We start from the raw sequence: 26,091 nt of genomic DNA on the forward strand, positions 1-26,091 counted from the left end.
AAGATGAAGCTAAGTTCATTCAAGAAACCGGCCTCCATAGTCATGACTGCCGTTCTGACCCTTTCCCTCACCAGCGGAATCCTAAGCTTCAGCCCTGGAACCGCCAAGGCGGCATCGGTGGAGAAGACCCGGTTCCTGCAATTGTATGACCAGCTGAAGGACCCGGCCAGCGGGTATTTCTCGGCTGAAGGCATCCCGTATCATGCGGTAGAGACCCTGCTCAGCGAGGCGCCCAACTATGGGCATATGACTACCTCCGAGGCCTATAGCTACTGGATGTGGCTTGAAGTGCTGTATGGCCATAACACCGGGGACTGGAGCAAGCTCGAATCAGCCTGGGATAACATGGAGAAATACATCATTCCAATTAATGAAGGCGACGGTGTGCAGGAGCAGCCGACGATGAGCAGCTACAACCCGAACAGCCCGGCCACCTACGCCTCGGAGCTCCCTCAGCCGGATCAGTATCCAAGTGCATTGAACGGCAAGTACACTCCGGGTAAGGACCCGCTCGATGCAGAGCTGAAGGCCACCTACGGCAATAACCAGACCTATCTGATGCACTGGCTGGTGGATGTGGACAACTGGTATGGGTTCGGCAACCTGCTGAATCCTAAGCACACCGCCAGCTATGTGAACACCTTCCAGCGCGGCGTGCAGGAATCGGTGTGGGAGGCGGTCTCCCATCCTTCGCAGGATAACAAGACCTTCGGCAAGCCGAATGAAGGCTTCATGAGCCTGTTCACCAAGGAAAATAGTGCGCCTTCCGCGCAGTGGCGTTACACGAATGCTACAGACGCCGATGCACGCGCTGTGCAGGCGATGTACTGGGCCAAGGATCTTGGCTATACCAATACGGTCTATCTGAACAAAGCCAAGAAAATGGGCGACTTCCTCCGTTACGGTATGTACGATAAGTACTTCCAGAAGGTTGGAAGTGCGGCTAACGGTTCGCCTCAGCCGGGAACCGGCAAGGATTCCAACCAGTACCTGATGGCCTGGTATACCTCCTGGGGCGGCGGTCTGGGCAGCGGCGGAGACTGGGCCTGGAGAATCGGCGCAAGCCATGCGCACCAAGGGTACCAGAATGTGGTTGCAGCCTATGCGCTGTCCACTGCAACTGCAGGGCTGGTTCCGTCTTCCGCTACAGCCGGAACGGATTGGAGCAAATCGCTGACCCGCCAATTGGAATTCTACAACTGGCTGCAATCCTCTGAAGGAGCGATTGCAGGCGGTGCCACCAACAGCTACGGCGGTTCTTACAGTGCTTATCCTGCCGGAGCCAGCACGTTCTACGGCATGCTCTACGATGAGGCACCTGTCTATCAGGACCCGCCATCCAACAACTGGTTCGGGATGCAGTCCTGGAGTATGGAGCGCGTAGCAGAGCTGTATTATATCCTGGCTTCCAGCGGGGATACCACCTCGGATAATTTCAAAATGGCCAAACGGGTCATTGAGAACTGGATTGACTGGTCTTCAGATTATGCTTTTGTAGGCAGCCGTCCCGTATCGGATGCCGCCGGCTATTATCTGGATCAGCAGGGCAACCGGATTCTGGGCGGAGCCAACCCGCAGGTGGCTACTGTGGCTGCACCGGGCGAATTCTGGATTCCGGGCAATGTAGAGTGGCACGGCCAGCCGGATACCTGGAACGGCTTCAGCTCTTTTAACGGCAACAGCAGCTTGAAGGCAGTGACCAAGGACCCAGGGCAGGATACCGGCGTACTGGGCAGCTATATCAAAGCCCTCACGTTCTTCGCCGCAGGGAACAAGGCAGAGCACGGCAACTACACTGCGCTCGGCGGAACCGCTTCGCAGCTGGCTAAGTCGATGCTGGATACCGCCTGGGGCTACAATGACGGCCTTGGAATTACCACTCTGGAGAAGCGTGCCGATTATTTCCGGTTCTTCACCAAAGAGGTCTATTTCCCGGCAGGCTGGAGCGGTACCTTCGGCCAGGGCAATACCATTCCGGGGAACGCGACAGTTCCATCTGACCCGGCTAAGGGCGGCAATGGAGTGTATGCGAGCTACACCGATATTCTCCCGAAAATCAAAAATGATCCCAAGTGGAGTTATCTCGAAGGAAAATACAATACTTCCTACAATAAAACCACCAAGACCTGGGACAATGGCGCGCCTGAGTTCACCTATCACCGCTTCTGGTCACAGGTGGACATGGCTACAGCCTACGCCGAATATGACCGGCTGATTAATAACGGCAGCGGCCCTATGCCGACAGCTACCCCTACAACCACGCCAACGGCCACTCCGACAGCTACACCAACACCGACAGCTACACCAACAACAGTGCCAACAGCCACACCGACAGCTACACCGACGGCTACACCGACAACAGTGCCAACGGCTACACCGACAACAGTGCCAACGGCTACACCGACAGTCGCACCGACGGCTACACCGACAACAGTACCAACGGCTACACCGACAGTCGCACCAACCGCTACGCCTGCCGTAGGAAATCTGGTCGTTCAATACCGTACAACGGATACGAACGCCACCGACCCGCAGTTCCGTCCACAGCTGCGGATTGTCAATAATGGGACCACAGCGGTAGACCTCAGCAAGGTTAAGGTCCGGTATTACTACACGATTGACGGCGAGCGGGCACAGCAGTTCAATGTCGATTATGCGGCTCTCGGCGGCAGCAATGTGCTGGGCAGCTTCGTGAAGCTTGAATCTGCAGTTACAGGCGCAGACCATTATCTGGAAATCTCTTTCAGCGCCGGTGCCGGCAGTCTGGCAGCAGGTGCGAACACCGGCGAGATTCAACTGCGCATTAACAAGACCGACTGGAGTAATTACAATGAGGCTGACGATTACTCCTATGATGCAACCAAAACATCTTTCACAGACTGGAACCGGGTACCGCTGTATCTCAACGGTGTACTGGTCTGGGGTGTTCAGCCGCAATAAGACTGCCGCCCTGTGAGTCAGCCCCGGCGTGACTCTGTATCCTGCCCATCAATGACGAAGAACCTTCAACTCCACGCGCTGTGGTTTGAAGGTTCTTTTTTGGATGTACTAAGCAGCATGTATGCGAAAAACCGATCACATTAGACTGAGCACCACGCCATTGTTCCCCAATCAGGCCTGCGCCAGCGGCACAACCTTGTCGGCCGTCTCAATCGTTCCGCCGCCAAGGCAGGTCTCGCCCAGATAGAAGACCACGGCTTGTCCGGGCGTAATCGCCTTTTGCTGAACATCAAAGGCGACATGGACGGTTCCATCGGCCTGCTTCGTCAGGGTAACTCCCTGATCCGGCTGGCGGTAGCGGAACTTGGCCGTACATTTGAGCGGCGCATCGCCAAGAGTGTCCGGATCGATCCAGTTCACTCCTGAGGCTATAAGGCTGGTCGAGTACAGGCTGATATGCTTCTCGCCTTGCACCACATACAGGGTGTTGCTGGCCAGATCCTTCTCGGCGACGAACCAGGGCTCGCCTGTCCCCGAGCCGCCGATACCCAGCCCCTGGCGCTGGCCCAGCGTGTAGTACATGAGGCCGTCATGCCGGCCCTTCACTTCGCCCGTAGCGATATCGACCATATTGCCTGACTGTGCAGGCAGGTATTGGCTGAGGAATTCGCGGAAATTGCGTTCGCCGATGAAGCAGACGCCGGTGCTGTCTTTTTTCTTCGCGGTATAGAGTCCGGCTTCCTCGGCAATCCGGCGTACCTCCGGCTTCGGCAGATGTCCGATCGGGAACATGGCCTTCGAGAGCTGGTACTGATTCAGCGCATTGAGGAAATACGTCTGGTCCTTGTTGTTGTCCACGCCGCGCAGCAGCTTGAACAGTCCGTCTTCTTCCACGACCCGGGCGTAATGCCCCGTAGCGACATATTCTGCGCCAAGCTGCAGCGCCTTGTTCAGGAATTCGCCGAACTTGATCTCGCGGTTGCACATCACATCCGGATTCGGGGTCCGGCCAGCCTTATATTCTTCAAGGAAATAGGAAAAGACTTTATCAAAGTATTCCTTCTCGAAATTAACGGTATAGTAAGGAATATCGATCTGCTCGCAGACGCGGCGCACATCCTCGGCATCGGTCTCGGCCGTACATACGCCGAACTCGTCGGTATCATCCCAATTCTTCATGAAGATGCCGATGACGTCATATCCCTGCTGCTTCAGCAGCAGCGCTGTAACAGAGGAATCCACACCGCCCGACATCCCGACGACGACCCGGATATCCTGATTAGCTTTTGTCATCGTGATCACCATTTTCTGTACACAAAATACCGGCGTTCTCACTGAACACCCGGCTCATTGTGTATTATAACATACCTGTCTACCCCAAACGAGGACACCCAGGCTATAAAATATAGCGAAAAACAGTCCGAAATTGACAATTTGTCCACCAGTGGCGAACAAAATCGCGAATTATTACCGTTTGCTGTTCCAAATGTATCTATAGATATGATAACATAAGCTGAGAGCAGACATCGGAATACGTTGATATGACATATCGCATGTCCAGTCACGCTGAACAGACACAGGCAGAACCAGCAACTATACGAAAGAGGTGCCCCTTTGAAAATATCAACCAAAGGACGTTACGGATTAACCATTATGATGGAGCTTGCCCTGAAATTCGGCGAAGGGCCTACATCACTTAAGAGCATCGCCGAGAAAAACGGACTGTCCGAGCATTACCTGGAGCAGCTCATCGCCCCGCTGCGCAATGCAGGCCTGGTGAAGAGCATCCGCGGAGCCTACGGCGGTTACATACTGTCCCGCGAGACCAGCACCATTACCGCCGGAGATATCATCCGTGTCCTGGAAGGCCCGATCTCCCCGGTGGACTTCACCGAAGAAGACGACCCGGCCAAGCGCGACCTCTGGCTGCGCATCCGCGACAGCATCGCGGACGTCCTGGACTCCACCACGCTATCCGACCTGATCAACTTCAAGGAAGAGAGCCAAGCGGATAATTACATGTTCTATATCTAGAAATGGAAAGACCCCTCAAGCCATCCGGCTTTGAAGGGTCTTTTGTCTATAACGGATTGAGCCTGCTTTCAGGGGCGCAGGAGCTATTTGGCTAGCGGACCTGGTTATTTTATCCCCCGCCCAGCAGCCGGTGAAGCCGCGCGGCCAGCTTTTGGCCGGTATTGGCCTCTGTGAGCGTAAGGTCCCACAATACCGCATGGGTTCGCGGGTCGGCAGCATCGGTTTTGACTGCAAGAGTCAGCTGCTGTTTGCCTTCAAGCCGCACCTGAAAAGACAGCGGCTGATTCTCGCCCGGTGCGATATTCACCTCCAGGGAGTAAAGCTCTTCTCCGTCGGCGCTGATTATGACACTGCTGGTGCCGCTGCCCTTAGCAGGTATAGCATCGTCAGGGACGCCGAAATTCCCGGATAACTCCTTATATTGTCCATCCAGGCGCAGTGAGAACTCATGAAGTCCCGGATGTTCAGGGCTATAGAGATTGATCACCGGTTCGACCTGCTCCTGTGCCATAGTGAAACTATGGAGTCCTTGTTCCCACCGTATTTCACCCTGCTCAATAGGGAGCTGGTCCAGCGCTCGGATCTCCCCGCGGCCATGATCCAGATAATAGTTGATACCGCTCACAGCGGAGTAGACGATTAACGTCAAGACAGCGCCTGATGACAGGAGCTTGAGCATACCTTTTGTGGTTGTACGGTCGCGGCGGATTAGCCGCTGGGCGCCGTAGCCGACAACCGCGCCCAGCGTATTAATGACGATATCGTTGATATCGAACGAACCCAGACCCGTTACCATCTGAATCAGCTCAATTCCTGTAATGGCTGCTAAGAAGACCAAGAGGAACGGCAGGAACCGGCAGCGGATCAGCAGCGGGAGGACGAGGCCGAACGGTACGAAGGCCAGATAGTTACCCAGATTGAAGACCCAGAGATTCGAATAACCCCCGCCCGGAAAATGCAACGGAATGCCGTCAAAAGCCAAGCGATACCGTAAGCCTGTCTCGGGCAGAGCCGATGAACGGTTGAAGCCGGCAAACAAGAAAAATAAGATGAGGCCAGTGTACAGACCGAGACCGATCCAGACGGCGGTCCTTGTTTTGCCTTGAAACATGATGTTTGACCTCTCCTTATCCTTAGTTTAGTCTCCTTTGCAGGGATAACATAGGAAGTATAAGCTATCCTGATATCTCCAGCAAGGCGGGGTGGGGGCTTTACATTCAGCTTTTCCTATCATCACATAATAATGTGTCAATCATACTTGCCATTTATCCAATCTGGAATTGTTTTCCATACATAATCTATTAATAGATTACAGGAAGGGAGGTGGCTTGATCGTGGCACAAGTTATTGATGTAGGACGGAGTACAGCATCTACAGGCACTCAGACCCTGTCCATTCCAATTCTCGCACCGGGTCAGAATCAGATATTGGCGGAGTTCGGAATTGCAACGGTTACAAACGGCGATGTTTTGCTGAATGCAACCATTGGTTTTCAGACTACGCTTGGCGTCCCGAATGTAGTTTTTACGTTATATCGGGATAACCAGCCAATTTTTAATGTAGGAGCAAGCGGACTTGCTATACTCGCAATACAGCCGGTTACGATCTCTTATTTGGATTTAAATGTTCCAAGCGGTTATCATGCCTATTCTTTGGGGGTAGCCAATAACAGCACCAATATTCTGCTTAATACGGCCAGCATTACCGGCCCCGTGACGTTCTCAGGAGTTTCGACTGGATAAAAGAGCAAACAACCCGTCAGCCTTAATTGGCCGGCGGGATTTTTTATACTAGATCGTTCCATTCATCCTTTGTTCTCCTTGATCAGTGTAGGCTTAAGTTTTAGGTTTGCGTCTCCAGTACATCATAGCTGATTGTATTTCCTGCAATAGAAAAGGCATATCTGACCATAAAATGAGGTTCTATTGTATTTCATACAGTAGAATATTGTGTTTCGGGTGAAAAAGGGACTTTTTTCAGCATTCCATTGTACGGAATACAATAGATCGTATTTCGAAGCCTTTTTTACAGTATTCCATTGTATAAAATGCAGTTGCTATCGTTCCAGCGCCTAAAGCATCCGGTTGAATGCTGCGGGTATCAACATCCCCGTAGTGTCCCGGTACCCCATGCCAGCCAGCAGATCATTACCGTTCAGCTCATGCACGTTCTTCGCAGATGTATCCAGCTCCATACCTAGTACATACTGCAACACTTCGGCAACATACTTGGGCTGGTTTAGATTGAGAGCATAGGATTGCCCCTCTTTGATGACCCGTAATCCTTCATTCAGAGGACTTCCGGCAGTAATGGGGTCTACAGTGGTAAACTTAACAATCCATTTGGTCTTTCTGTCCTCTGTGATCAGCGTCAGCTTTGAACGGCAATGCACATCTCTGACCGTTTGATAACTCCACCAGTAAGTGTGTCCGCCAACGGCGATTTTTCTCATTATGCTTGAACCTCTTCCTTGTACAAATATCGGTTGATACAGTTATAATCTCCGCTAGCTTTAATATGAATTTTACCGCCTTTTGGGTTTAAGTTCCAGCTAAGAAACACGGTAAATCTCCTGTTTGTTCCAGCGTTTCTTACCCTTTAATTTCCCTTCCCGGTTCTAATTATCCCCCTAGCTGCATATACTGTTTCGAAAAGAGAACGCCTGTTCTATTTTACCATTGCTTAAAAAACTTAATGCTGGTTATAATACAAACAGATGTTCCCACTTTATCCGGAGGCGATCAATCATGAAGATGAGCATCGGCCAAACTATAGAAATGATATATCTGGACAAGGCGGGCCGGATTACGCAGCGGAAAATTGAGGTGTGCGGGATGCGGGACGGCCGGATTCGGGCCACCTGTCTGAGCACCGGCCAGCCCCGTGTGTTCCTGACCGCGAATATTCTGTCGTGGCGCCCGGTACGGGGGCAACGGTATGCCTAGAGAGCGGATTATTCTGCTCTCCGACTGCCAGTCCTTCTATGCCAGCGTCGAAAAGGCGGCCCATCCCGAATATGCGGATCAGCCTGTGGCGGTCGGCGACCCCACGCGGATGAACGGGATTGTGCTGGCGGCCTGTCCGCTCGCCAAATCCCGCGGGGTGACCACCGCCTCGCGTGTGGGGGAAGCCCTGACGAAATGCCCGGAGCTCATAGTCATCCGGCCGCGGATGGGGACCTACATTAAGGTCTCCCTCCTGATCTCCGAGATCTACCAAGTATATACCGATCTGGTGGAGGCGTTCAGCATCGACGAGCAGTTCCTGGATGTGACCGGCTCCTTGCGCGCGTTCGGAGGAGACCTGCCGGAGCTGATTCACTCCATCCAGCAGCACGTTCTGTTATCTACCGGAGTGTGGACCCGGGTGGGCATCGGGCCGTCCAAAATCCTCGCCAAAATGGCCAACAACTTCGCCAAGAAGAAGGCGGGCGGAATCTTCCGGCTGGATTACGATAATCTGGACACAGAGCTATGGCCGCGCCCAGTGCATGAAATGTTCATGGTGGCTGGCCGGATGACCAAGAATTTCTACCGTATGGGCATTACGACTATTGGAGATATTGCCCGGATGGAGCTGGGGGAGTTCAAGCAGCGGATGCGCAGGACTATGGGCAAGCAGAGCGATATCCAGGCGGAATATTATTGGCAGACCGCACGCGGCATCGATCCTAGCCCGGTGGTAACCGGGATACGCCACCAGATGAAGTCTGTCGGCCACGGGAAGGCGCTGCGCTGGAATCTGTATACCCGGCTGGAGGAGATTGAGGTGGTGCTGCTGGAGCTGGTGATTGAGGTCTGCCAGCGGGCGCGGAAATACCGGTACATGGGCGCGGTGGTGTCTGTTGCAGTAGTCGAGACGGACGGCAATACCTCCAATTCCTACAGCCGTCAGACGACACTGCCCGAGCCGTCCGCGCTGACCCATGAGGTGGCGGCGGCAGCGTACCGCTTGTTCGTGGACCACTGGACGGGGATGCCGCTAAGCCGTCTGGCGATTACCATCTCCGAATTAACGGATGACCGCGTGATGCAGCTGACCCTGTTCGATGACCGTATGCGAACGCTGGGCAGGGAACAGGCGATTGACCAGATCAAGACCCGGTATGGCAGCCAGGCCTTGATCCGCGCCTCTTCATTGCTGGAATCCGCGGTTGCCCTGGAACGGGCTGAGCAGATCGGGGGCCATTACAAATGAGCAAGCTGGATGGCAACGAACGCTGGAAATCCAAGATGCTTATGACAGAGCATGTTCAGCAGTATGAACAGAAGCAGGGGGGAGAGGGGCGAAGAATGATTACGGTCGAGGAACGGACGATGGTGCGTGACCTCATTCTGCTCCCTTACCTGGACACCATGGTCAGCAAAAGCCTGCGCGAGATTGAGCTGTCCGGCAGCATTCTCCAGCGGGCCTCCATGATTGCCGGCCAGGCGATTCAGCAGCGCATTATGGATGATACGCACCGGCTGCAGAAGGAGCTGAAGCAACGCAATATCCGGGTGGTGCCCGATGAGCAGGAGGAGTTCCTGGTGTATTACAAAATCTTTTGCCGGGGCTATCAGGAACGCTTCGGACTCACCCGGGACGTGATGCGCACGGAGATCAGCCTGCGGCTGACCCGGTATACGGCAGAGCTGGGAAAGGCATTGAAGGAGTATCTGAAAGAACATGTCTAGCATTCATCGGCTGCAGCTCCCGAGGTACGCTGGATGATGTATTTTTTTGGCGTTGTCAGGCTGAATTCCTTGAACTCTTTGATGAAATGGTTCTGATCGAAATAACCAAGCTCGAAGATACGCTCAAGCGTCTTCCTGTAATCATTGCCCTCCAATAGCTCCAGTACATGCTGGAAGCGGATAATGCGGCTGAACAGCTTGGGGGATGCCCCGATATACCGCTCAAAGGCCTTGATCATATAACGGCTGGAATAGCCTGTATCCCTCGATAAATCGTTAACATGCAAGGTACCGTGGCTGCGGATAATCTGACGGGTCAAATAGTCAATCAGCCGCGGGATTTCCATGCGCCCCAGTACATAGAGGTTGTAGTAGTCCTCAAACGCCTGAACCCGTTCAGGAAAAGTCCTCTTCTCCACCACCCGCTCCAGCAGCTCTGCAGCATGAGGAAGAACGTCCCCGATCGGAATCTCCAGCTCGCTGAACTCACCGACCGGATACCCGAAGAAATGCTCCGCATAGCCCGGAAGAAACCGGATCACAAAGTATTCGCACCCCGACCGCACGAAAATTCCCTGTCTGCCTTTGTACAGAGTACCGCATATATTGGCTGACGGCTGATCCGGGTAGCAGCAAATGACCAGATTCATGCACCCCTCCGGAAAGACAAACATTTGCTCCATGTTGAAGTCATCCATGAAAAATCCGTGGAATTGAATGCCGCCGCCAAAGGGGGCAGTTAAGGAAGGAACGTACTCGGAGTAGGAGGGCAGATGCTTTTTAAAGGTTGGCTGAACGGGACGGTAGAGCTCAGATGCTCTGTTTGGCAAATACATATGAAGGGACCTCCTTTTATCCGAAAACACATTTAACCAGTGGGAAAAATAAGTATTAGATAAGATATTCACATTAAAACGAGTTCCGATCTTCAAGTCAAGCAACGAAAGTGTGAACAGGGGGTTCCGATTTTTACTATAAGTGAATGGCCTATGGAATTATAATCGTATAAACCTATAAATTTAGTTGGTTATTAGGGTGGGATTTAGAACTTGAAAAAGGGGGAAGGAGCATGAGTGTAAGCAGCAGGCATCCTGTATTTGCCGGTGAACTGAAGGCGGATGGTTCCTTCGTTCCGCAAGCCAATCTGTTCACCATCCCGTTCGGCTATAGTCTGGGCGAGCACCGGCCAGCGTCCGGACGCTACCGGCTGCTCTGGATGAAGGCGTGTCCCTATGCCCACCGTGCTGTGATTGTCCGCAGCCTGCTGGGATTGGAGGAAGTGATCAGCCTGGGCACGGCCAGCCATTTCCGGACGGAATACGGCTGGGAGTTCTCGCTTGATGAGGGCGGCGTTGACCCTGTGCTGGGTATCCGCTATATCAAGGAGATTTATGATGCAGAGGACCCGCAGTATAAGGGACGTCCCACTGTACCTATTATCGTGGATGTGCAGACAGGCCGTGGCGTGAACAGTGACTATTTCCGGCTGACCAACTATCTGGAGACGGTATGGTCGCCATTTCATAAGGCGGGAGCGCCGGATCTGTACCCGCAGCGGCTCCGCGGCGAAATTGACGCACTTAATGACCTGATCTTCAGCGATATCAACAGCGGGGTGTACAAAGCGGGCTTTGCCCATTCGCAGGCCGCTTATGAACAGGCCTACGATACCCTGTTCAACCGGCTGGATGAGCTGGAGCAACGTCTTGAACACAGCCGTTATCTTTTTGGAGATTTCATTACGGATGCCGATGTCCGGCTCTATACCACCCTTGTCCGGTTCGATGCGGCCTATTATCCGGTATTTAACACGAACCGCAGCCGCTTGACGGACTTCCCGAATTTGTGGGGCTATGCGAGGGATCTGTATCAGCTTCCCGGCTTTGGCGATACCACCGATCTGGCAGCGATCCGCAGCAGCTATCATGCCTCTCCTCATCTAAGGGGATTTGCCCGCAATCCGTACGGTATTTATCCCCTGGGTCCCGATGAACGGGATTGGGCTGCTCCCCATGGGCGGGCACATTTAAAAGGAGGGTATTCCCGATGAGTCAACAAGTTCAGAATTCCCCGGCAGAAATTATCGCAAACGGCGCTTTTGTAAGACAGAGTAACCGTTTCTTTGCGGCCTTTGGTGATGGCCCTGATGAGCTTCCAGTGGAGCAGGGCCGCTACCGCCTGATCTGGTCAGCAGCCTGCCCCTGGGCGCACCGTGCGGTCATTGTACGGCGTCTGCTCGGTCTGGAGGAGGCGATCAGCCTGGGTACAGTGGACCCGCTCCGGCCGGCACTTCCGCATACGGACTGGGCGTTCACACTGGATGCCGGCGGCGTTGATCCTGTGCTGGGTATCCGCTACCTGAGTGAGGCCTACCGGACAGCCGATCCCGCTTACTCCGGGCGTCCTACCGTTCCGGCCCTTGTGGAGGTTGCGACAGGGAAGGTAGTTCAGAACGATTATTTTAAGCTGACCAATCACCTGGAGACCGCCTGGGCTCCGCTACATAAGCAGGATGCACCCGATCTGTATCCTCTTCATTTGCGGGCGGAGATTGATCAACTGAACGAACAGATCTTCCATGATGTTAATAACGGTGTATATAAGGCCGGGTTTGCCCGCTCGCAGGAAGCCTACGAGGCGGCCTATCATACCTTATTCGAGCGGCTGGATGAGCTTGAGGAGCGCCTCTCCGTTAGCCGGTACTTATTCGGGGATCAGCTGACGGATTCCGATGTCCGCCTGTACACGACGCTCGCCCGCTTCGATATCGCGTATTACACGGCATTCCGGGCCAACCGGCAGCGCCTTGCCGATTACCGCCACTTGTGGGCTTATGCCCGGGATTTATATCAGACTCCAGGATTTGGAGATACCACGGATTTCGATGCGATCAAACGGCATTATCATCTGTCTGCACTTTTTGCCGCTGAAGGGTCCAATCCATACCGGATTCTGCCCAAGGGACCCGATGTAAGCCAGTGGAACACTCCGCATGGCCGTCATAGCTGAAAGGGTGGACAGGGATGCTGACATTTAAATCACCGGATATCTATGTGAACGAACCGAGGGCATTGCAGCGCCTGGGCGCCTTAGCCCGCCCTTATGGCCGCAAGGCGTATCTGATCGGCGGGGAGAATGCGTTGAAGCAGACAGGGGCCGTCCTGGAGTCCAGCCTGAAGGCTGAAGGCATTGAGGTGGCTGTGGAGATCCACACGGGTGAAGTTACCTTGGCTAATATTCACAAATATGCAGATAAGCTCTCTGCGGCCGCACCAGACTTCGTCGTGGGCGCCGGAGGGGGCAAAGTGCTGGATCTGGTCAAGGCTGTGGCCGACCGTCTGGATCTTCCTGCAGTCATGGTTCCGACAATCGCAGCCACCTGCGCCGCCTGGTCGGCTCTGAGTATCCTGTACGATGATGAAGGCAGAGCGGATGGCGCTCTGTTCCTGAAGGCCGCTCCCCGGTTGGTTATTGCTGATACGGCAGTTCTGGCCAAGGCTCCAAGGCGGTATTTGGCTTCAGGGATCGGGGATACCCTGGCGAAGTGGTATGAAGTGGCTCTGAACCGGCAGGACGGGGCAGACGGCTTGGATATTCAATTGAGTCTGCAACCGGCCAGGCTGGCGCTTGAGATTATTAGACGCAGTGGCGATGCCGCCTACCGGCAGGCAGAAACGGGTACACCTGATGAAGCATTCCGGGAAGTGGCGGACGCAATCATTATGCTGACAGGACTGGCAGGTACAGTGGGGGCGGGAAAGCGGCGCGCGCTTGTCGCTCATGCCATTCATGACAGCCTGACTCATCTGGAGGAGGTGCATGATTCGCTGCATGGAGAGAAGGTGGGGTTCTGCCTCATTGTGCAATCACTGCTGGAAGGCCGGCAAGATATCCCTGAGCTGATGGGTACGCTGCTTCGCTATGAGCTGCCAGTTACACTTGCGGAGCTTGGTATTGAAGAGGAGGCGCTGATTGCCCGCATTGCCGCAGGCAGTGAAATCGTTCCGGCGCCTGGAGGGTTGGCTTTTGCATATGACAACAGCAGTATAGTGCAGGCGATAAGGGAAGCGGATGAATTAGGCCGCCAGACCAAGAAGAACAGCCTTATCTTCAGTGCAATCACTGGCAAGTAGAGGCGCGAACCCTGAACTGAGTTCATATTTACTCAAAGGTGGTAGATAGACAAGTGAAAATCATACAGACAGTCAGACTCAAGCACACCCTGCTGTTCATGCCCTTACTCGCTATCGCGCTGGCAGCCAGCGGCTGCGGCAGCTCGGGGGAGGCGGCTGCAGTGTCGCCTTCGGCCGAACCTGCGGCCGGGGCTGCAAGTGAACCCGCAGCCCAAGCCACGGCTGTACCCGCGAGTGCTCCGTCGCCGGAAGCGGATCTTAGCGGAGTCACCCTGCGGATCGGCCAAGTAGGCTGGCCGGAATGGGAGGAAGGCTTCAAGGCAGCCGGATTGCTGGACACACCGTACCACCTGAGCTTCAGTGTCTTCCAGGGCGGGAATCTGGAGCTCGAAGCTATTGCCGCTGACCAGCTGGATTTCGCCATTACGAGTGAAATCCCGCCGATCTTCGCTTCCCAGGCGGCCAATCAGGGGAGCTTCAAAGTGATCGGAGTCCAGCGGTGGAATACGCTGAATCAGGAGCTGGTGATCCCTAAGGGTTCAGTGGTGACCAGTGTTGCGGAGCTGAAGGGCAAGAAGATAGCTTATGTGCCGAATACAACGGCGCAGTATTTCCTGGTCAAAATGCTGGAGGGCGCCGGTCTGAGCTGGAAGGATATCGAGCCGGTCAAGCTGACAACAGCCGAAGGGCTGAGCGCACTGGTCGGCGGCAAGGTTGACGCGCTGGCCAGCTATGGCAACTCCATTATTGCGGCACGCCAGAACGGGGCCACAACTCTTGCCAGTGCAGCGGATATTCTATCCGGTAATTTCCCGGTTAACGTCAACACGAAGTCCATTGATGATCCAGCCAAGCACGCCGCAATAGCTGACTTCCTGGAGCGGTTAACCCGCTACTATACCTGGACGCAGAATCATCAGGAGCAGTGGGCTGAGATTACAGCCAGCAATACACATCAGAAGCAGGCCGAAGTGCTGGATACTCTGGTGAACGGCGACAAGCAGCGACCGCTGAAGCTTGAGGGTATCTCAGAGCAGGCGATTGCCTCACAGCAGGATATTGCCGATACCTTCACCGGGTTAGGACTGCTGCCTAAGAAGGTAGATGTATCTATAATTTGGAGCCATGCCTTTGACGACGATATCAACGCTATTCTGAAGAAATAGCATAAGGGTGGAAGGAGCAATGAACAACAGAAATGGGAAAAGGCTTCCGCAGGCGGCTCTGCCCTGGGCATTGCCTATCCTTGTCCTGATCCTGTGGCAGATCTTCACCACTACCGGCTTCCTGGCCGGTAACATTCTGCCGAAGCCGGTTGAGGTCGGGCGGGCAGCAGTCGAACTTCTGAAGAACGGACAACTGCTGGATAACGTAGCAATCAGCACAAGGCGGGCGGTTCTAGGCTTCCTGGCCGGAGGCGCGATAGGCTTCCTGCTCGGGTTGTTCAACGGAGTATGGGCGAGGGCGGAGCTGCTGCTTGACACAACCATTCAAATGATCCGCAATGTTCCTCATCTGGCGCTCATTCCGATTGCGATCCTGTGGTTCGGTATCGGAGAGGAGACCAAGCTGGTGCTGGTATCGCTCGGGGTGTTCTTTCCAATCTACCTCAATACCTTCCATGGCATCCGCTCGGTGGACCCGAAGCTGGTGGAGATGGGCAAGGTTTACGGTTACCGGGGAGCTTCCTTATATGGACATGTTATTCTGCCCGGAGCACTGCCTGCCATCCTGGTAGGCGTCCGGCAATCGCTTGGCATTATGTGGTTGACGCTGATTGTGGCGGAGACAGTGGCAGCAGATTCCGGTATCGGCTATATGGCGATGAATGCCCGGGAGTATATGCGGATGGATATTATCGTACTCAGCATCCTGCTGTATGCCTTGCTTGGCAAGCTGTCGGACAGTCTGGCGAAGCTGCTGGAGGCAAGCTGGCTGCGCTGGCATTCGAATTATGCCGCACAACGATAAGGGAGCTATGAATGGAATGGATAGATCACAACGGGGCTTTAGGCTGCAGACCCAGGGTCTGAGCAAATCATTCGGAAGCAGCACAGTGCTGAACGAAATTAGCCTGAGGGTGGAGCCGGGAGAATTCATCGCAGTTGTAGGGAAGAGCGGCTGCGGCAAAAGCACCCTGCTCCGCCTGCTCGCCGGACTTGAGCAACCCTCTGCCGGAACCGTTGAGCTGGATGGTGTTGCTGTGTCCGGCATTCATCCGGAGGCGAGGGTACTGTTTCAGGAATCCCGGCTGCTGCCGTGGAAGCGGGTCATTGAGAATGTCCGGATGGGTGCGCCCGGACGGGACCGGCTGAGGGCGCAGGAAGCCCTGAGGCTTGTCGGACTGAACGAGCGGTCTGGAGAATGGCCGGGGGTATTATCCGGAGGGCAGCAGCAGCGCGTGTCTCTGGCGCGGGCTATTGCCGGCCAGCCCCGGCTGCTGCTGCTGGATGAGCCGTTTGGTGCGCTAGATGCGCTGACCCGGCTGGAGATGCAGCAGCTAATCGGGCGGCTCTGGGCAGAGCAGGGCTTCACGGTATTGCTGGTCACCCATGACGTCAGTGAAGCTGTGGCGCTGGCCAGCCGGGTGCTGCTCATCCGGGAGGGCGAGATTACACTGGATGAGAGAATTGCGCTGGGCCGGCCGCGCGTGCGTGACTCCGGATTCGCCCACTATGAGAATCTGATCCTGAGGCATGTCATGGGAGCGGCGGATGAGGAAGAAACGCCGCTTGTCCGGCCGGTTCAGTACTCCATCTGACAGGGAACGTGAAGGGGGAGCAGCAATGAGTGTTAAAGAAACGGAGTACGAGTATAACAGAGAGATTGTTGTGCGGCCTGTCGGCAGGGGGGCTGCGGCAGCCAAGAACAGCGTGAATCTGTCCTTTGGGTTCCCGGCTACCGAACTGCTGCCGGTGGAAGCGCTGAACCGCGCCGCCGCTGAAAGCTTGAATCCTGAAGGTGCGGATGCTCTGCACTATACCGGCGGCAAAGGCGTTGCTCAGGTTCAGGAATGGCAGCTGAACCGCTTGCGGAAATTCGGCATTGAGGCAGAGGCTGAGAACTATCTGGCGGTATACGGCGCCGGTCAGGGCATTGAGCTTGCAGCACGTGTGCTGCTTAATCCTGGGGATACAGTGTGGACGGAGGCACCGAGCTTCTTCAACGCACTGGACGCTTTCCGTCATGCGGGGGCGAAGACCGTTGGATTACGTGCAGATAAGTACGGGCTGGATGTGGACCAGGTGGAGAAGCTGCTGAGATCGGCCGAGGCTGCGGGCGCTGCTCTTCCGAAGCTGATCTATGTCATTCCGAACTTTCAGAATCCCGCCGGAACCACTCTGCCGGCAGATCGAAGGCAGAAGCTTGCGGCTCTGGCCCGGACGTACCATCTGTTCATTCTGGAGGATGACGCTTACGGTGAGCTGCGTTATGAAGGGCATGATCTGCCTTCGGTGTATTCTTTTGCGCCGGAGCGGGTCATCTACCTGACTACGTTCTCCAAAACGCTGGGCCCCGGACTTCGGCTGGGTACCGTTATCGCCCCCCTTCAAGTAGCCGAACGGTTACGGGTCCTTACCCTGAATAGCCCGCCGACCCCGTTCACCCTGGAGATTGTGGGCTGCCTGCTGCAGACCTATGACTATGATGCGCAAATCTCCCGGCTGAGGGACTGTTACCGCGCGCGGAGGGATTTCATGGCGGAGTGTCTGGCGGCCGAATTTGAGGAGGCGGTTAGCCTCCATGTGCCGGAGGGCGGATTTTTCCTGTGGCTGTCCTTTAAGGAGAACGTAAGTGCGCTGGAAATTGCCCGGTTAGCGAAGGAGCAAGGTGTACTTGTTGTGCCTGGCGAGCAGTTCTTCGCCGGTAACCAGGCGCCTGCCCCTTTCCTCCGGCTCTGCTTCAGCTATTCGAATGAACAGGAGATCGCACGCGGTGTGCGGGCTTTGGCTGCAGCGTATCGGCTGCTTATCAAGGGGTAGGGCATACCGAGAAAGAAATCGAACAAGCAGAGGAGCGTCATTATGTCCAGTAACCATACTATCGCAGGCTCGAATCTTGTGAATCATGAGATCGCCAAGGAGATCACGGGGGAGGGGGCCTTCAACCGGCAAAAGAACCGTTTCATCACCCCCTTCGGTAATCAGCCCGGTGAGCTGCCGGCAGAGGATGGGCGCTATCGTCTGCTCTGGGCCAAAATCTGCCCTTGGGCGCACCGAGCAGTCATTGTCCGTGAGCTGCTGGGGCTGCAGGAGGTCATCAGCCTTGGAACGGCCAGTCCGGTGCGGACGGAGAACGGCTGGGCATTTACACTCGACGAGGGCGGCGTTGACCCTGTACTCGGTATCCGTTATCTGCCGGAAATCTACGCGGAGACTGATCCCGGGTACAGCGGCAGAGCGACCGTGCCGACGGTTGTGGACGTATTGGAGCGGAAGGTCGTGAACAACGACTATTTCCGGTTAACCAACTACTTCGAAACGGCGTTCAAGCCTTTTCATAAGGCAGATGCTCCAGATCTGTACCCGCAGCATTTACAGGCGGATATCGACGATTTCAACGAACTGCTGTTCCATGAAGTGAATAATGGGGTCTACAAGGCTGGATTCGCCCAATCCCAGGCGGCTTACGAGCAGGCTTATGATGTGTTGTTCGCCAGGCTGGATCAGCTGGAGGAGCGGTTGTCTGCGCAGAGATATCTGTTCGGCGATACCATCACCGATTCCGATGTCCGGTTATATGTAACACTGGTGCGTTTCGATGCCGCCTATTATTCGGTATTCCGGACGAACCGGAACCGGATCATTGATTATCCGAACCTCTGGAATTATGCCAAGGATTTGTACCAGACGCCGGGCTTCGGGGATACAACAGACTTCGATTCCATCAAAAGAGGCTATCAGCTCGGCAACCATGCGAATAATCCCCATCAGCTCTTGGCCAAAGGTCCGGATCTCTCGATCTGGAACGACCCGCATGACCGCAGCCGGTTCAGTAAGCCTGATAAACAATAACAAGAGGAGGCATTCCCTATGAGCACTGAAGCTAATGTACGTGTGCGGCCGAAAGAAACGGAGCATGAGATTAATGAGCAGGGATATTTTGTCCGTCAAAAGAATCATTTCAATACTCCCTTCGGCGAAGGGGAGGGCAAGCTGCCTGTAGAAGCGGGGCGTTACCGTCTGATCTGGGCCAAGGGCTGCCACTGGTCGAACCGTGCCTCAATCGTCAGAGAGCTGCTCGGTCTGGAGGAGGTCATCAGCATTAATCTGGTTGGCCACGGCAAGCATGAGCAGAATCTCGGCTGGGAGTTTGTATACGATGAGAATCAGACTGATCCTGTGCTGGGCGTGCAGTTTCTAAGCGAGCTATATGCCAAAGCCGATCCGGACTATAAGGGCAGACCGACAGTTCCGGCAGTTATCGATGTAGAGACCGGCAAAGTGGTCAATAACGACTATGTCTGGCTGACAAACTACCTGGAGAATGAATTTGCCCCGTTCCATAAGGCTGGTGCTCCGGATCTGTATCCGGAAGAGCTGAGGGCGGATATCGACAAGTATAATGATTTCCTGTTCGACAATGTGAATAACGGCGTCTACAAGGCGATGTTCGCCCAGTCAATCGCGGCCTACGACGATGCTTACGAACATCTCTATGCGGCTCTGGATTCCATTGAAGAGCGGCTGGAGGACCGGCGGTTTCTGTTCGGCGACTACGTGACAGACTCCGATATCCGGTTATTCGTTACCCTGGCCCGCTTCGATACCTACTATTTCCGGAATCTCGGCCCGTTGCGCAACCGGATTGCAGATTTCAAGAATATCTGGGGGTACGCGCGCGATCTGTACGAAATTCCGGCGTTCAGGAATAATACCTATCTGCGGGATCTGGCCAGAGGAAACGGAGACAAATCAGCGCTTTTTATCGACTACAACACACGCTTCTGGGATCAGATCGATTACGAGGGACGCTGGTCACAGCCGCATAACCGGCAGGAGAAGAGCGGTCATCCGGAGCAGAAATTCAAGCTACAATCATAGAAATCAACAGATTATAGGGGGATTACAGAGATGAAGACATGGAGAAGGCTTGGACTGGGACTTACAGCGGCAGTACTGCTTACGGGGATCGTCGCTTGCGGAAATGACAAGGAGCCGGCAGGGGCTGCAGCCGAAGGTTCAGCTAACAACAAGAAAATTACGGTGAATGTGGCGACAGGCGGCGCGCCGAGACCGTTCTCCTATGTGAATGACAAGAATGAAATTGACGGCTACGATATTCAGGTGGTCAAGTCGATTTTTGCAGGGCTGCCGGAGTATGAGCTTCACATTGAAAAGACTGAATTCCCGTCCATCTTCGCGGGACTCGATTCTGACCGTTATCAGATCGGGGCGAATAATTTCGCCAGCAATCCGGAGCGGAGAGAGAAATACAATTACTCTGATCCGATTTTCAAGAACCAGTTCGTGATTGCCGTCAAGGACGACCGTGAGGACATAAAGTCCTTCGCTGATCTGGAAGGGAAGACAACGGAGGTCAGCCCCAGTGTGAACTATACGGTGGCTCTGGAGAAGTACAACAAGGAGAGTGCCAAGACCCCGGTGAAGCTGAAGTACAGCGATGCCGAGCTGGTGACCATTCTGCAGAATGTCGAGAGCGGAGCCGATGACTTCAATCTGATCGATGCCGCCATGCTGCAGCTCTATATCAAGGAGTATGGCCTCAAGCTGAAGGCGATTCCGCTGTCCCAGGAGGATACGGACCGGATTGGCGTGCCGTACAGCTATCTGATTCTCAGCAAGGGAGGGATTAGCGACCAGCTGCTGAAGGATGTCAACGGGCGCATTCAGGAGCTGATTAAGGACGGCAGCATTTCCAAGCTGAGCGAGCAGTATCTGAATGGTGATTTTGCACCGGAAGCTCAATAGGTGATCATTACCATGCCTAATATATTTGATCTGGAGCTGGTCTTCACCCTGATTCCCAAGCTGCTGATTTATTTGCCGGTTACGCTTGAGCTGACGGTATTCTCCATGCTGGCAGGGCTCCTTCTGGGGCTTCTGCTGGCCATCATCAAAATGAAGCGCATTCCCGTGCTGTATCAGCTCAGTGCTGTCTTCATTTCTTTTGTCAGGGGAACTCCGATTCTGGTGCAGCTGTATCTGTCATACGCCGGCATTCCGCTGATTCTGAAATACTATAATTACTATCATGAGACCAGCTACAATGTGAATTCCATTCCGTCCATCTTCTATGTGCTGCTGGCATTATCGCTGAATGAGGCGGCCTATAACTCTGAAGTTATTCGTGCGGCCCTGCAGTCGGTAGACAAAGGGCAGATTGAAGCTGCGCATTCCCTCGGTATGACCTACGGTCAAGTGCTGAAACGGATTGTTCTGCCGGAGGCCTTCATTGTTGCGCTGCCCACACTGGGTAATGCCCTGATCGGACTGATGAAGGGGACTTCGCTGGCCTTCGTCTGCTCGGTGGTGGAGATTACGGCGCAGTCCAGAATTCTGGCGGGGAATAATCTGCGCTTCTTCGAATCTTATTGCTCGCTTGCCCTGATCTATTGGGCGATGACAATTCTGATTGAGCAGGTCATTGCCCTGCTGGAGAAGCGGCTGGATATTGACTTCAAGAGCCTGAGGAAGCGTAAAGGAGATGTGATCCTTGATTGAGATCCGGGGGTTAACGAAGTCTTTTCACCAGCACAAGGTTCTGGATCATATCGATTTGACGATACGCAAGGGGGAGGTGGTGGCAGTCATCGGTTCATCCGGTGCCGGGAAATCCACCCTGCTGCGGTCGATCAACCTGCTTGAGGTGCCGGATGCGGGAACGATCAGACTGGACCGGCTGGAGGTCGATTTTGCCCGGAAAACGAAAGCGGATGTGCTGGAATTACGGAAGAGTACGGCGATGGTGTTCCAGCAGTTCAATCTGTTCCGGCAGAAGACGGCCTTAGAGAATGTAATGGAAGGACTGATTGTGGTCCGGGGTATGTCCAAGGATGAAGCGCGGAGGATTGCAGCGGCGCAGCTTGAAGGTGTAGGACTGGCCGGCCGGATGCACCATTATCCGAAGCAGCTATCCGGCGGACAGCAGCAGCGTGTCGGCATTGCCCGGGCGCTCGCCATGCAGCCCAAAATCCTCCTGTTCGATGAGCCCACCTCGGCGCTTGATCCGGAGCTGGTCGGTGAGGTGCTTGATACCATTCGTAAGGCGGCGGAGGCAGGCAATACCATGCTGCTCGTTTCGCACGAGATGAGCTTTGTCCGTAAGGTGGCTACACGGGTGCTGTTTCTGGATCAGGGTGTCATTGTGGAGGACGGAACACCGGTGGAAGTCTTTTCCCATCCAAAGTCAGAGCGCACCAAGCGATTCCTCGCTAATTACTACCGCGATCAGGAACCGGAATTTACCATTTAATGAAGAAGGAACTGTGATGACCTACACTTACCGGAAAGACAGAAACAATATAGATTGGACGCAAGTGACCAGCCTGCTGAACGGCTTTGGATTAACGAATTGGTTACCGTCTCAGACGGAGCGGGCATTTCAGAACAGTGCGGTGAATGTGTTCATTCTCAACGGGGACAAGTTGATCGGGTGCGGACGGGCATTGTCCGATGGAATCTCGCAGGCGGCGATTTATAACATTGCTGTAGATGAGGCTTATCATGGACAGGGACTCGGCAAAAAGCTCATCGCGCTAATTCTGGAGGAGACGGCGGGCTGCAATGTGATTCTGTACACACATCCCGATACCGTCTCCTGGTATGAGCAGCAGAGCTTCAGGAGAATGAAGACAGGTCTGGTGCTGTATCACCCGGATAAAGTCATGGCAATGGAGCGGATGGAGTTCATATAGAGGGCGGCTCCCGGTTGTCCTTAAAGTGTAACAAACGGCTATAACTAAACAAGCCCCTTCCCGGGGCTTGTTCTTGTCTATATTATAGAGCTCTCAGTATAGTTCATTTAGTTCTCAGCCTTCGCCGCCAGCTTGTCCACTATACAAAATCCGGTATTCCAGCGGCTCCAGCGTCATACGGATAAGCTCCCCATCCTGCTCCACGGGCTCGCCGTTCAAGGCATCCAGCCAAGCTCCGCCGCTCAGTGATTGCGTAAGGGTCAGCGGCTTGTCAGAGCTGTTCATCCAGACCGTGAAGCGGGTGTGCTCATTCCAGCGTTCATACACCAGGCCCGGGCTGCCCGGATCACTCAGCAGGAAGCGGAACTGGCCGGTGCGCAGCACCTCGTGTTCGCGGCGCAGGGCAATGAGGCTCTGATAAAAGCGCAGCAGCTCCCGGTCCTGCCGGTCCTCATCCCAGATCATGCATTTGCGGCAATCCGGGTCATCCCCGCCGCTAATTCCGATCTCATCTCCATAGAAAATGCACGGCGTACCGGTGAACGTGAAGAGGAAGGTGATGGCCAGCTTCAGCCGCTGCTTGTCTCCGCCCAGCCGGGTGAGCACTCTCGGCGTATCATGGCTCGCCAGGAGATTGAACAGCACTTCGTTCGCCTGGCGCGGATAACGCATGAGCAGCCCGTAGATCTGCGCGGCGAAGGTGTCGGCATCCATGTCGTTGTCCGCGCCGAAGAACTTCAGCAGCCGGTCAGAGAAGGGATAGTTCATCACCGAATCGAACTGATCGCCCTGCAGCCAGCTGAGGGAGTCGCTCCACACCTCGCCGATGATGAACGCTTCCGGGTTAATCTCCTTGACCGCCTTGCGGAAATCCCGCCAGAACACATGGTCTACCTCATTAGCGACATCCAGCCGCCAGCCGTCGATGTGTACCTCCTTGAGCCAGAACTTGGTGATATCCAGCAGATAATCTCTGGCTTCCGGGTTGGCAGTGTTGAGCTTGGGCATTCCGCTGAAGAAGCCGAAGGTATCATAGTTGGCCTTGCCGTCCACCACCTGTACAGGATAATCATGGATATGGAACCAGCCTGCATATTTGGAGTCTGCTCCATGCTCCAGCACATCCTTGAACGGTGCGAACTCGGAGCTGGTATGATTGAAGACGGCATCGAGGACCACCTTAAGTCCTTTGGAATGGGCCAGGTCCACCAGCTGCTTGAGCTTATCGAGATCCCCGAAGCTGGCATCGACCGCTGCGTAGTCAACGGTATCATATTTATGGTTGCTGGGAGCCTGGAAGATCGGGGTCAGATACAGCGCCGTTACGCCAAGCTCCACCATATAATCCAGATGATCAATCATCCCTTGCAGGTCTCCGCCAAAATAGCTGTCATGGGTGGGCGTTTCGCCCCATTCGAGCGTTCCTTCGGGATCATTCGCCAGATCGCCGTTAGCGAACCGGTCCGGCATGATCTGATAGAAGACCGCAGATTTCGCCCATTCGGGAACCTGGAGCAGGTCAACCTCATGGAGGTAAGGCATTTCATAATACCCTCCGGCAGGCTCGGGCAGCCCGTCTGTAAAGAAGCCGGATTCCAGCATCCATACCGTCTCCTGGCCGGATTCCAGCCGGAAGCCGTAGGAGAATCGTTTGAACTCGGGGAAGATTTCTGCTTCCCAGTAATCGAAGAAGCTGTCGGTAGCCACCTTGCGCATGCTCAGCTCCTGATGATGCTGCTTCCAGTCGTATTTGTCGCCGGTCAGTGCGAATACCCGGTCTACATTGTTTTTTTTGCTGCGGATTCTTAAGTGGAAGATGTCCTTGTTATAAGCATACGCCCATCTCCCCTGTGTTGAATGATAGAGACATTCCAGCTCGATGGAGGAGGCGGATGAGGGGGGGGACACTGATTGTCTGCTGAGAGTCATATGAATTTCCTCCTGGGATTCGTATAGTGGATGGATATTATGAGGTATGAGCCTTAGTTAATACCCTGGGACCAGAGGTTTCAAACAGCAGATATTACTTCCAGGGCCGTAGTCAAAATAGGGTCCCCTGCACCGGCTCCGGCCCGGCTCTGCGGATCAGCTCCGGGTAGTCACTCCTGACATCGCCCACGGCTGCGGAGACGGGATAGGCCAGCATTTGCTCCGCATCGTAAGGCCGCAGCAGCTTCATCAGGGCGGGAATATTCCGGTTGCTGCGCTCCAGCCACTGCGCCTCCCCGTCCGCACCCAGAATGACCGGCATCCGGTCATGGATGTCTTTCATGAGAGTGTTCGGGGCGGTGGTGATGATCGTGCAGGTGGAGATTCTGCCCCCGTCGGGGCCGGTCCAGATATCATACAGAGCAGCCATGGAGAACAGCTTACCGTCCCGCATCGTGATCCGCATCGGCTGCTTGCCGCCTTCCTGGACCTTCCAGTCATAGAAGCCGTCTGCGGGAATCACACAGCGCCGGGAGGCCACCAGTCCTTTGAACGAAGCCTTCTCCAGCAGAGTCTCACTGCGGGCATTGATTAGCTTGGCAGCATTCTTGTCCTCCTTGGACCAGGAAGGGAGCAGCCCCCAGCGAAGTTCTCCGAGCTTATTCTGTGTGCCGTCATGAATAACAGCGGCAATATGCTGCATCGGAGCCGCGTTATACCTCGGTGCATATTGGATGAGCGGATGCTCCCGGATGAAATACTTGGCGATCAGCTCCTCCAGCGTTACCGTGATCGTATATCTTCCGCACATATTGTCTATACCTCCCTGGATCGTTAATGGTTTACAGACCGGACAGCTTGTCTTAGCATTATATAAGATGAGACTGAGGATTGCGAAGGGGGAGGGCGGGCAATGATTATCGTAAGCTCCTGCCTGGCAGGAATGAAGGTCAGATATAATGGAACGGATTGTCTGGAACAGGGCATCCGGCAGTTGCTGGACAGCCGGCAGGCGGTTGCTGTATGTCCCGAGCTGCTGGGCGGCTTCTCTACCCCGCGAGAACCGGCAGAGATTATAGGCGGCAGCGGCAGGGATGTGCTGGAGGGGCAGGCCCGGGTGGTTGACAGAACAGGGAAGGATGTAACCGCAATGTATGTAGAGGGTGCGTATGCCGCGCTGGAGCAGGTACGGGGCTTAGCTGCCACGCTTGTTGTCCTGAAGGAGAACAGCCCTTCCTGCGGCAGCTCCAGGATTTATAACGGAGAATTTGCGGGCATGAAAATCCCCGGAGAAGGGGTGACCACAGCTCTCCTGCGGCTGCATGGTATTGAAGTGATCTCCGAGGAGCAGCTCGCGGCGCGGTTACCGGGAATAGAGGGCTGATCCGGGGCACTGACCATGGACAAATGTTACAATATTGTGTTTATTAACAGGTGGTAAAACAGGCAGTTCAGCAGTATAATCTAGTAGTCCTGTAAGAAAATCCTGAATTTCAAGAAG

General features: G+C 54.6%; 26 protein-coding genes. 20 read left to right on the top strand and 6 right to left on the bottom strand.

Features of this window, described 5'->3' with window-relative positions; all coding sequences use genetic code 11:
* Positions 1-3: 3 nt before the first annotated feature.
* On the top strand, positions 4-2,940 hold the full coding sequence (locus NSU18_RS27470; RefSeq protein WP_445321875.1) for a glycoside hydrolase family 48 protein: 2,937 nt from the start codon (positions 4-6) through the stop codon (positions 2,938-2,940).
* Positions 2,941-3,111: 171 nt separating this feature from the next.
* Here NSU18_RS27470 and mnmA read toward each other — a convergent pair whose 3' ends face one another.
* Positions 3,112-4,233, bottom strand: coding sequence for a tRNA 2-thiouridine(34) synthase MnmA (mnmA, locus tag NSU18_RS27475; RefSeq protein ID WP_341017339.1), 1,122 nt, complete (start codon positions 4,231-4,233; stop codon positions 3,112-3,114).
* A 321-nt stretch (positions 4,234-4,554) separates the two neighbouring features.
* Between mnmA and cymR the strand changes: the two genes are divergently transcribed.
* On the top strand, positions 4,555-4,974 hold the full coding sequence (gene cymR, locus NSU18_RS27480) for a cysteine metabolism transcriptional regulator CymR (RefSeq protein WP_173128615.1): 420 nt from the start codon (positions 4,555-4,557) through the stop codon (positions 4,972-4,974).
* Positions 4,975-5,083: 109 nt separating this feature from the next.
* On the opposite strand, the gene NSU18_RS27485 is transcribed toward cymR, so the two are convergent.
* Complete coding sequence (locus NSU18_RS27485; protein WP_341150542.1) at positions 5,084-6,085, bottom strand: VanZ family protein; 1,002 nt, start codon at positions 6,083-6,085, stop codon at positions 5,084-5,086.
* Between the two features lie 223 nt (positions 6,086-6,308).
* On the opposite strand from NSU18_RS27485, the gene NSU18_RS27490 reads away from it, so the two are divergent.
* Positions 6,309-6,716, top strand: coding sequence for a hypothetical protein (locus tag NSU18_RS27490; protein WP_341150543.1), 408 nt, complete (start codon positions 6,309-6,311; stop codon positions 6,714-6,716).
* Between the two features lie 329 nt (positions 6,717-7,045).
* Here the strand turns inward: NSU18_RS27490 and NSU18_RS27495 are convergent, their stop codons facing one another.
* The gene (locus NSU18_RS27495) at positions 7,046-7,426 is read right to left on the bottom strand and encodes a hypothetical protein (protein WP_341017343.1); all 381 of its coding nucleotides are present in this window, start codon (positions 7,424-7,426) and stop codon (positions 7,046-7,048) included.
* Between the two features lie 295 nt (positions 7,427-7,721).
* Between NSU18_RS27495 and NSU18_RS27500 the strand changes: the two genes are divergently transcribed.
* The 3 genes from NSU18_RS27500 to NSU18_RS27510 are packed head-to-tail and all read left to right on the top strand — an operon-like array spanning position 7,722 to position 9,650.
* Positions 7,722-7,919 (top strand): hypothetical protein, encoded by a 198-nt coding sequence (locus NSU18_RS27500; RefSeq protein ID WP_341017345.1) that lies wholly within the window; start codon positions 7,722-7,724, stop codon positions 7,917-7,919.
* Complete coding sequence (locus NSU18_RS27505; protein WP_341017346.1) at positions 7,912-9,171, top strand: DNA polymerase IV; 1,260 nt, start codon at positions 7,912-7,914, stop codon at positions 9,169-9,171. The genes NSU18_RS27500 and NSU18_RS27505 overlap by 8 nt, the downstream gene beginning before the upstream one ends.
* On the top strand, positions 9,168-9,650 hold the full coding sequence (locus NSU18_RS27510; RefSeq protein WP_341017347.1) for a hypothetical protein: 483 nt from the start codon (positions 9,168-9,170) through the stop codon (positions 9,648-9,650). The genes NSU18_RS27505 and NSU18_RS27510 overlap by 4 nt, the downstream gene beginning before the upstream one ends.
* Here NSU18_RS27510 and NSU18_RS27515 read toward each other — a convergent pair.
* Complete coding sequence (locus NSU18_RS27515; protein WP_341150544.1) at positions 9,647-10,486, bottom strand: helix-turn-helix domain-containing protein; 840 nt, start codon at positions 10,484-10,486, stop codon at positions 9,647-9,649. The genes NSU18_RS27510 and NSU18_RS27515 overlap by 4 nt on opposite strands.
* 233 nt (positions 10,487-10,719) lie before the next feature.
* Between NSU18_RS27515 and NSU18_RS27520 the strand changes: the two genes are divergently transcribed.
* The 13 genes from NSU18_RS27520 to NSU18_RS27580 are packed head-to-tail and all read left to right on the top strand — an operon-like array spanning position 10,720 to position 22,661.
* Positions 10,720-11,700 (top strand): glutathione S-transferase family protein, encoded by a 981-nt coding sequence (locus tag NSU18_RS27520; RefSeq protein WP_341017353.1) that lies wholly within the window; start codon positions 10,720-10,722, stop codon positions 11,698-11,700.
* Positions 11,697-12,659: a glutathione S-transferase family protein gene (locus NSU18_RS27525; protein ID WP_341017355.1), complete on the top strand. Its 963-nt coding sequence runs from the start codon at positions 11,697-11,699 to the stop codon at positions 12,657-12,659. Before NSU18_RS27520 ends, NSU18_RS27525 begins: the two co-directional genes overlap by 4 nt.
* A gap of 14 nt (positions 12,660-12,673) precedes the next feature.
* Entirely contained in the window at positions 12,674-13,783 is a 1,110-nt protein-coding gene (locus tag NSU18_RS27530) for an iron-containing alcohol dehydrogenase family protein (RefSeq protein ID WP_341017357.1), read from the top strand.
* Positions 13,784-13,836: 53 nt separating this feature from the next.
* Positions 13,837-14,949, top strand: coding sequence for an ABC transporter substrate-binding protein (locus NSU18_RS27535; RefSeq protein WP_341150545.1), 1,113 nt, complete (start codon positions 13,837-13,839; stop codon positions 14,947-14,949).
* A gap of 19 nt (positions 14,950-14,968) precedes the next feature.
* A complete protein-coding gene (locus tag NSU18_RS27540) occupies positions 14,969-15,754 on the top strand; it encodes an ABC transporter permease subunit (protein WP_341017362.1) in 786 nt (261 codons plus the stop codon).
* A 16-nt stretch (positions 15,755-15,770) separates the two neighbouring features.
* On the top strand, positions 15,771-16,544 hold the full coding sequence (locus NSU18_RS27545) for an ATP-binding cassette domain-containing protein (RefSeq protein ID WP_341017364.1): 774 nt from the start codon (positions 15,771-15,773) through the stop codon (positions 16,542-16,544).
* A gap of 25 nt (positions 16,545-16,569) precedes the next feature.
* Entirely contained in the window at positions 16,570-17,766 is a 1,197-nt protein-coding gene (locus NSU18_RS27550) for an aminotransferase-like domain-containing protein (protein WP_341150546.1), read from the top strand.
* Between the two features lie 42 nt (positions 17,767-17,808).
* On the top strand, positions 17,809-18,798 hold the full coding sequence (locus tag NSU18_RS27555; RefSeq protein ID WP_341017369.1) for a glutathione S-transferase family protein: 990 nt from the start codon (positions 17,809-17,811) through the stop codon (positions 18,796-18,798).
* A gap of 18 nt (positions 18,799-18,816) precedes the next feature.
* Positions 18,817-19,827 (top strand): glutathione S-transferase C-terminal domain-containing protein, encoded by a 1,011-nt coding sequence (locus tag NSU18_RS27560; protein WP_341150547.1) that lies wholly within the window; start codon positions 18,817-18,819, stop codon positions 19,825-19,827.
* A gap of 30 nt (positions 19,828-19,857) precedes the next feature.
* Positions 19,858-20,715, top strand: coding sequence for a transporter substrate-binding domain-containing protein (locus tag NSU18_RS27565; RefSeq protein WP_341017374.1), 858 nt, complete (start codon positions 19,858-19,860; stop codon positions 20,713-20,715).
* A gap of 12 nt (positions 20,716-20,727) precedes the next feature.
* Positions 20,728-21,468, top strand: a complete 741-nt coding sequence (locus tag NSU18_RS27570) for an amino acid ABC transporter permease (protein ID WP_341017375.1) — start codon at positions 20,728-20,730, stop codon at positions 21,466-21,468.
* Positions 21,461-22,219, top strand: coding sequence for an amino acid ABC transporter ATP-binding protein (locus tag NSU18_RS27575; RefSeq protein WP_341017376.1), 759 nt, complete (start codon positions 21,461-21,463; stop codon positions 22,217-22,219). Before NSU18_RS27570 ends, NSU18_RS27575 begins: the two co-directional genes overlap by 8 nt.
* A gap of 16 nt (positions 22,220-22,235) precedes the next feature.
* The gene (locus tag NSU18_RS27580; protein WP_341017379.1) at positions 22,236-22,661 is read left to right on the top strand and encodes a GNAT family N-acetyltransferase; all 426 of its coding nucleotides are present in this window, start codon (positions 22,236-22,238) and stop codon (positions 22,659-22,661) included.
* Between the two features lie 114 nt (positions 22,662-22,775).
* Here NSU18_RS27580 and NSU18_RS27585 read toward each other — a convergent pair whose 3' ends face one another.
* Both NSU18_RS27585 and NSU18_RS27590 read right to left on the bottom strand, forming a co-directional pair.
* Positions 22,776-24,590: an alpha-glycosidase gene (locus NSU18_RS27585; protein ID WP_341150548.1), complete on the bottom strand. Its 1,815-nt coding sequence runs from the start codon at positions 24,588-24,590 to the stop codon at positions 22,776-22,778.
* Positions 24,591-24,702: 112 nt separating this feature from the next.
* Positions 24,703-25,401, bottom strand: a complete 699-nt coding sequence (locus NSU18_RS27590) for an SOS response-associated peptidase (protein WP_341150549.1) — start codon at positions 25,399-25,401, stop codon at positions 24,703-24,705.
* Between the two features lie 102 nt (positions 25,402-25,503).
* On the opposite strand from NSU18_RS27590, the gene NSU18_RS27595 reads away from it, so the two are divergent.
* Positions 25,504-25,974 carry a DUF523 domain-containing protein gene (locus tag NSU18_RS27595; RefSeq protein WP_341150550.1) on the top strand — a complete coding sequence of 157 codons (471 nt, stop codon included), beginning with the start codon at positions 25,504-25,506 and terminating at the stop codon, positions 25,972-25,974.
* The last annotated feature ends 117 nt before the right edge of the window (positions 25,975-26,091 follow it).

The sequence above is a fragment of the Paenibacillus sp. FSL H8-0048 genome (assembly GCF_038002825.1).
Taxonomy (GTDB): domain Bacteria; phylum Bacillota; class Bacilli; order Paenibacillales; family Paenibacillaceae; genus Paenibacillus_AQ.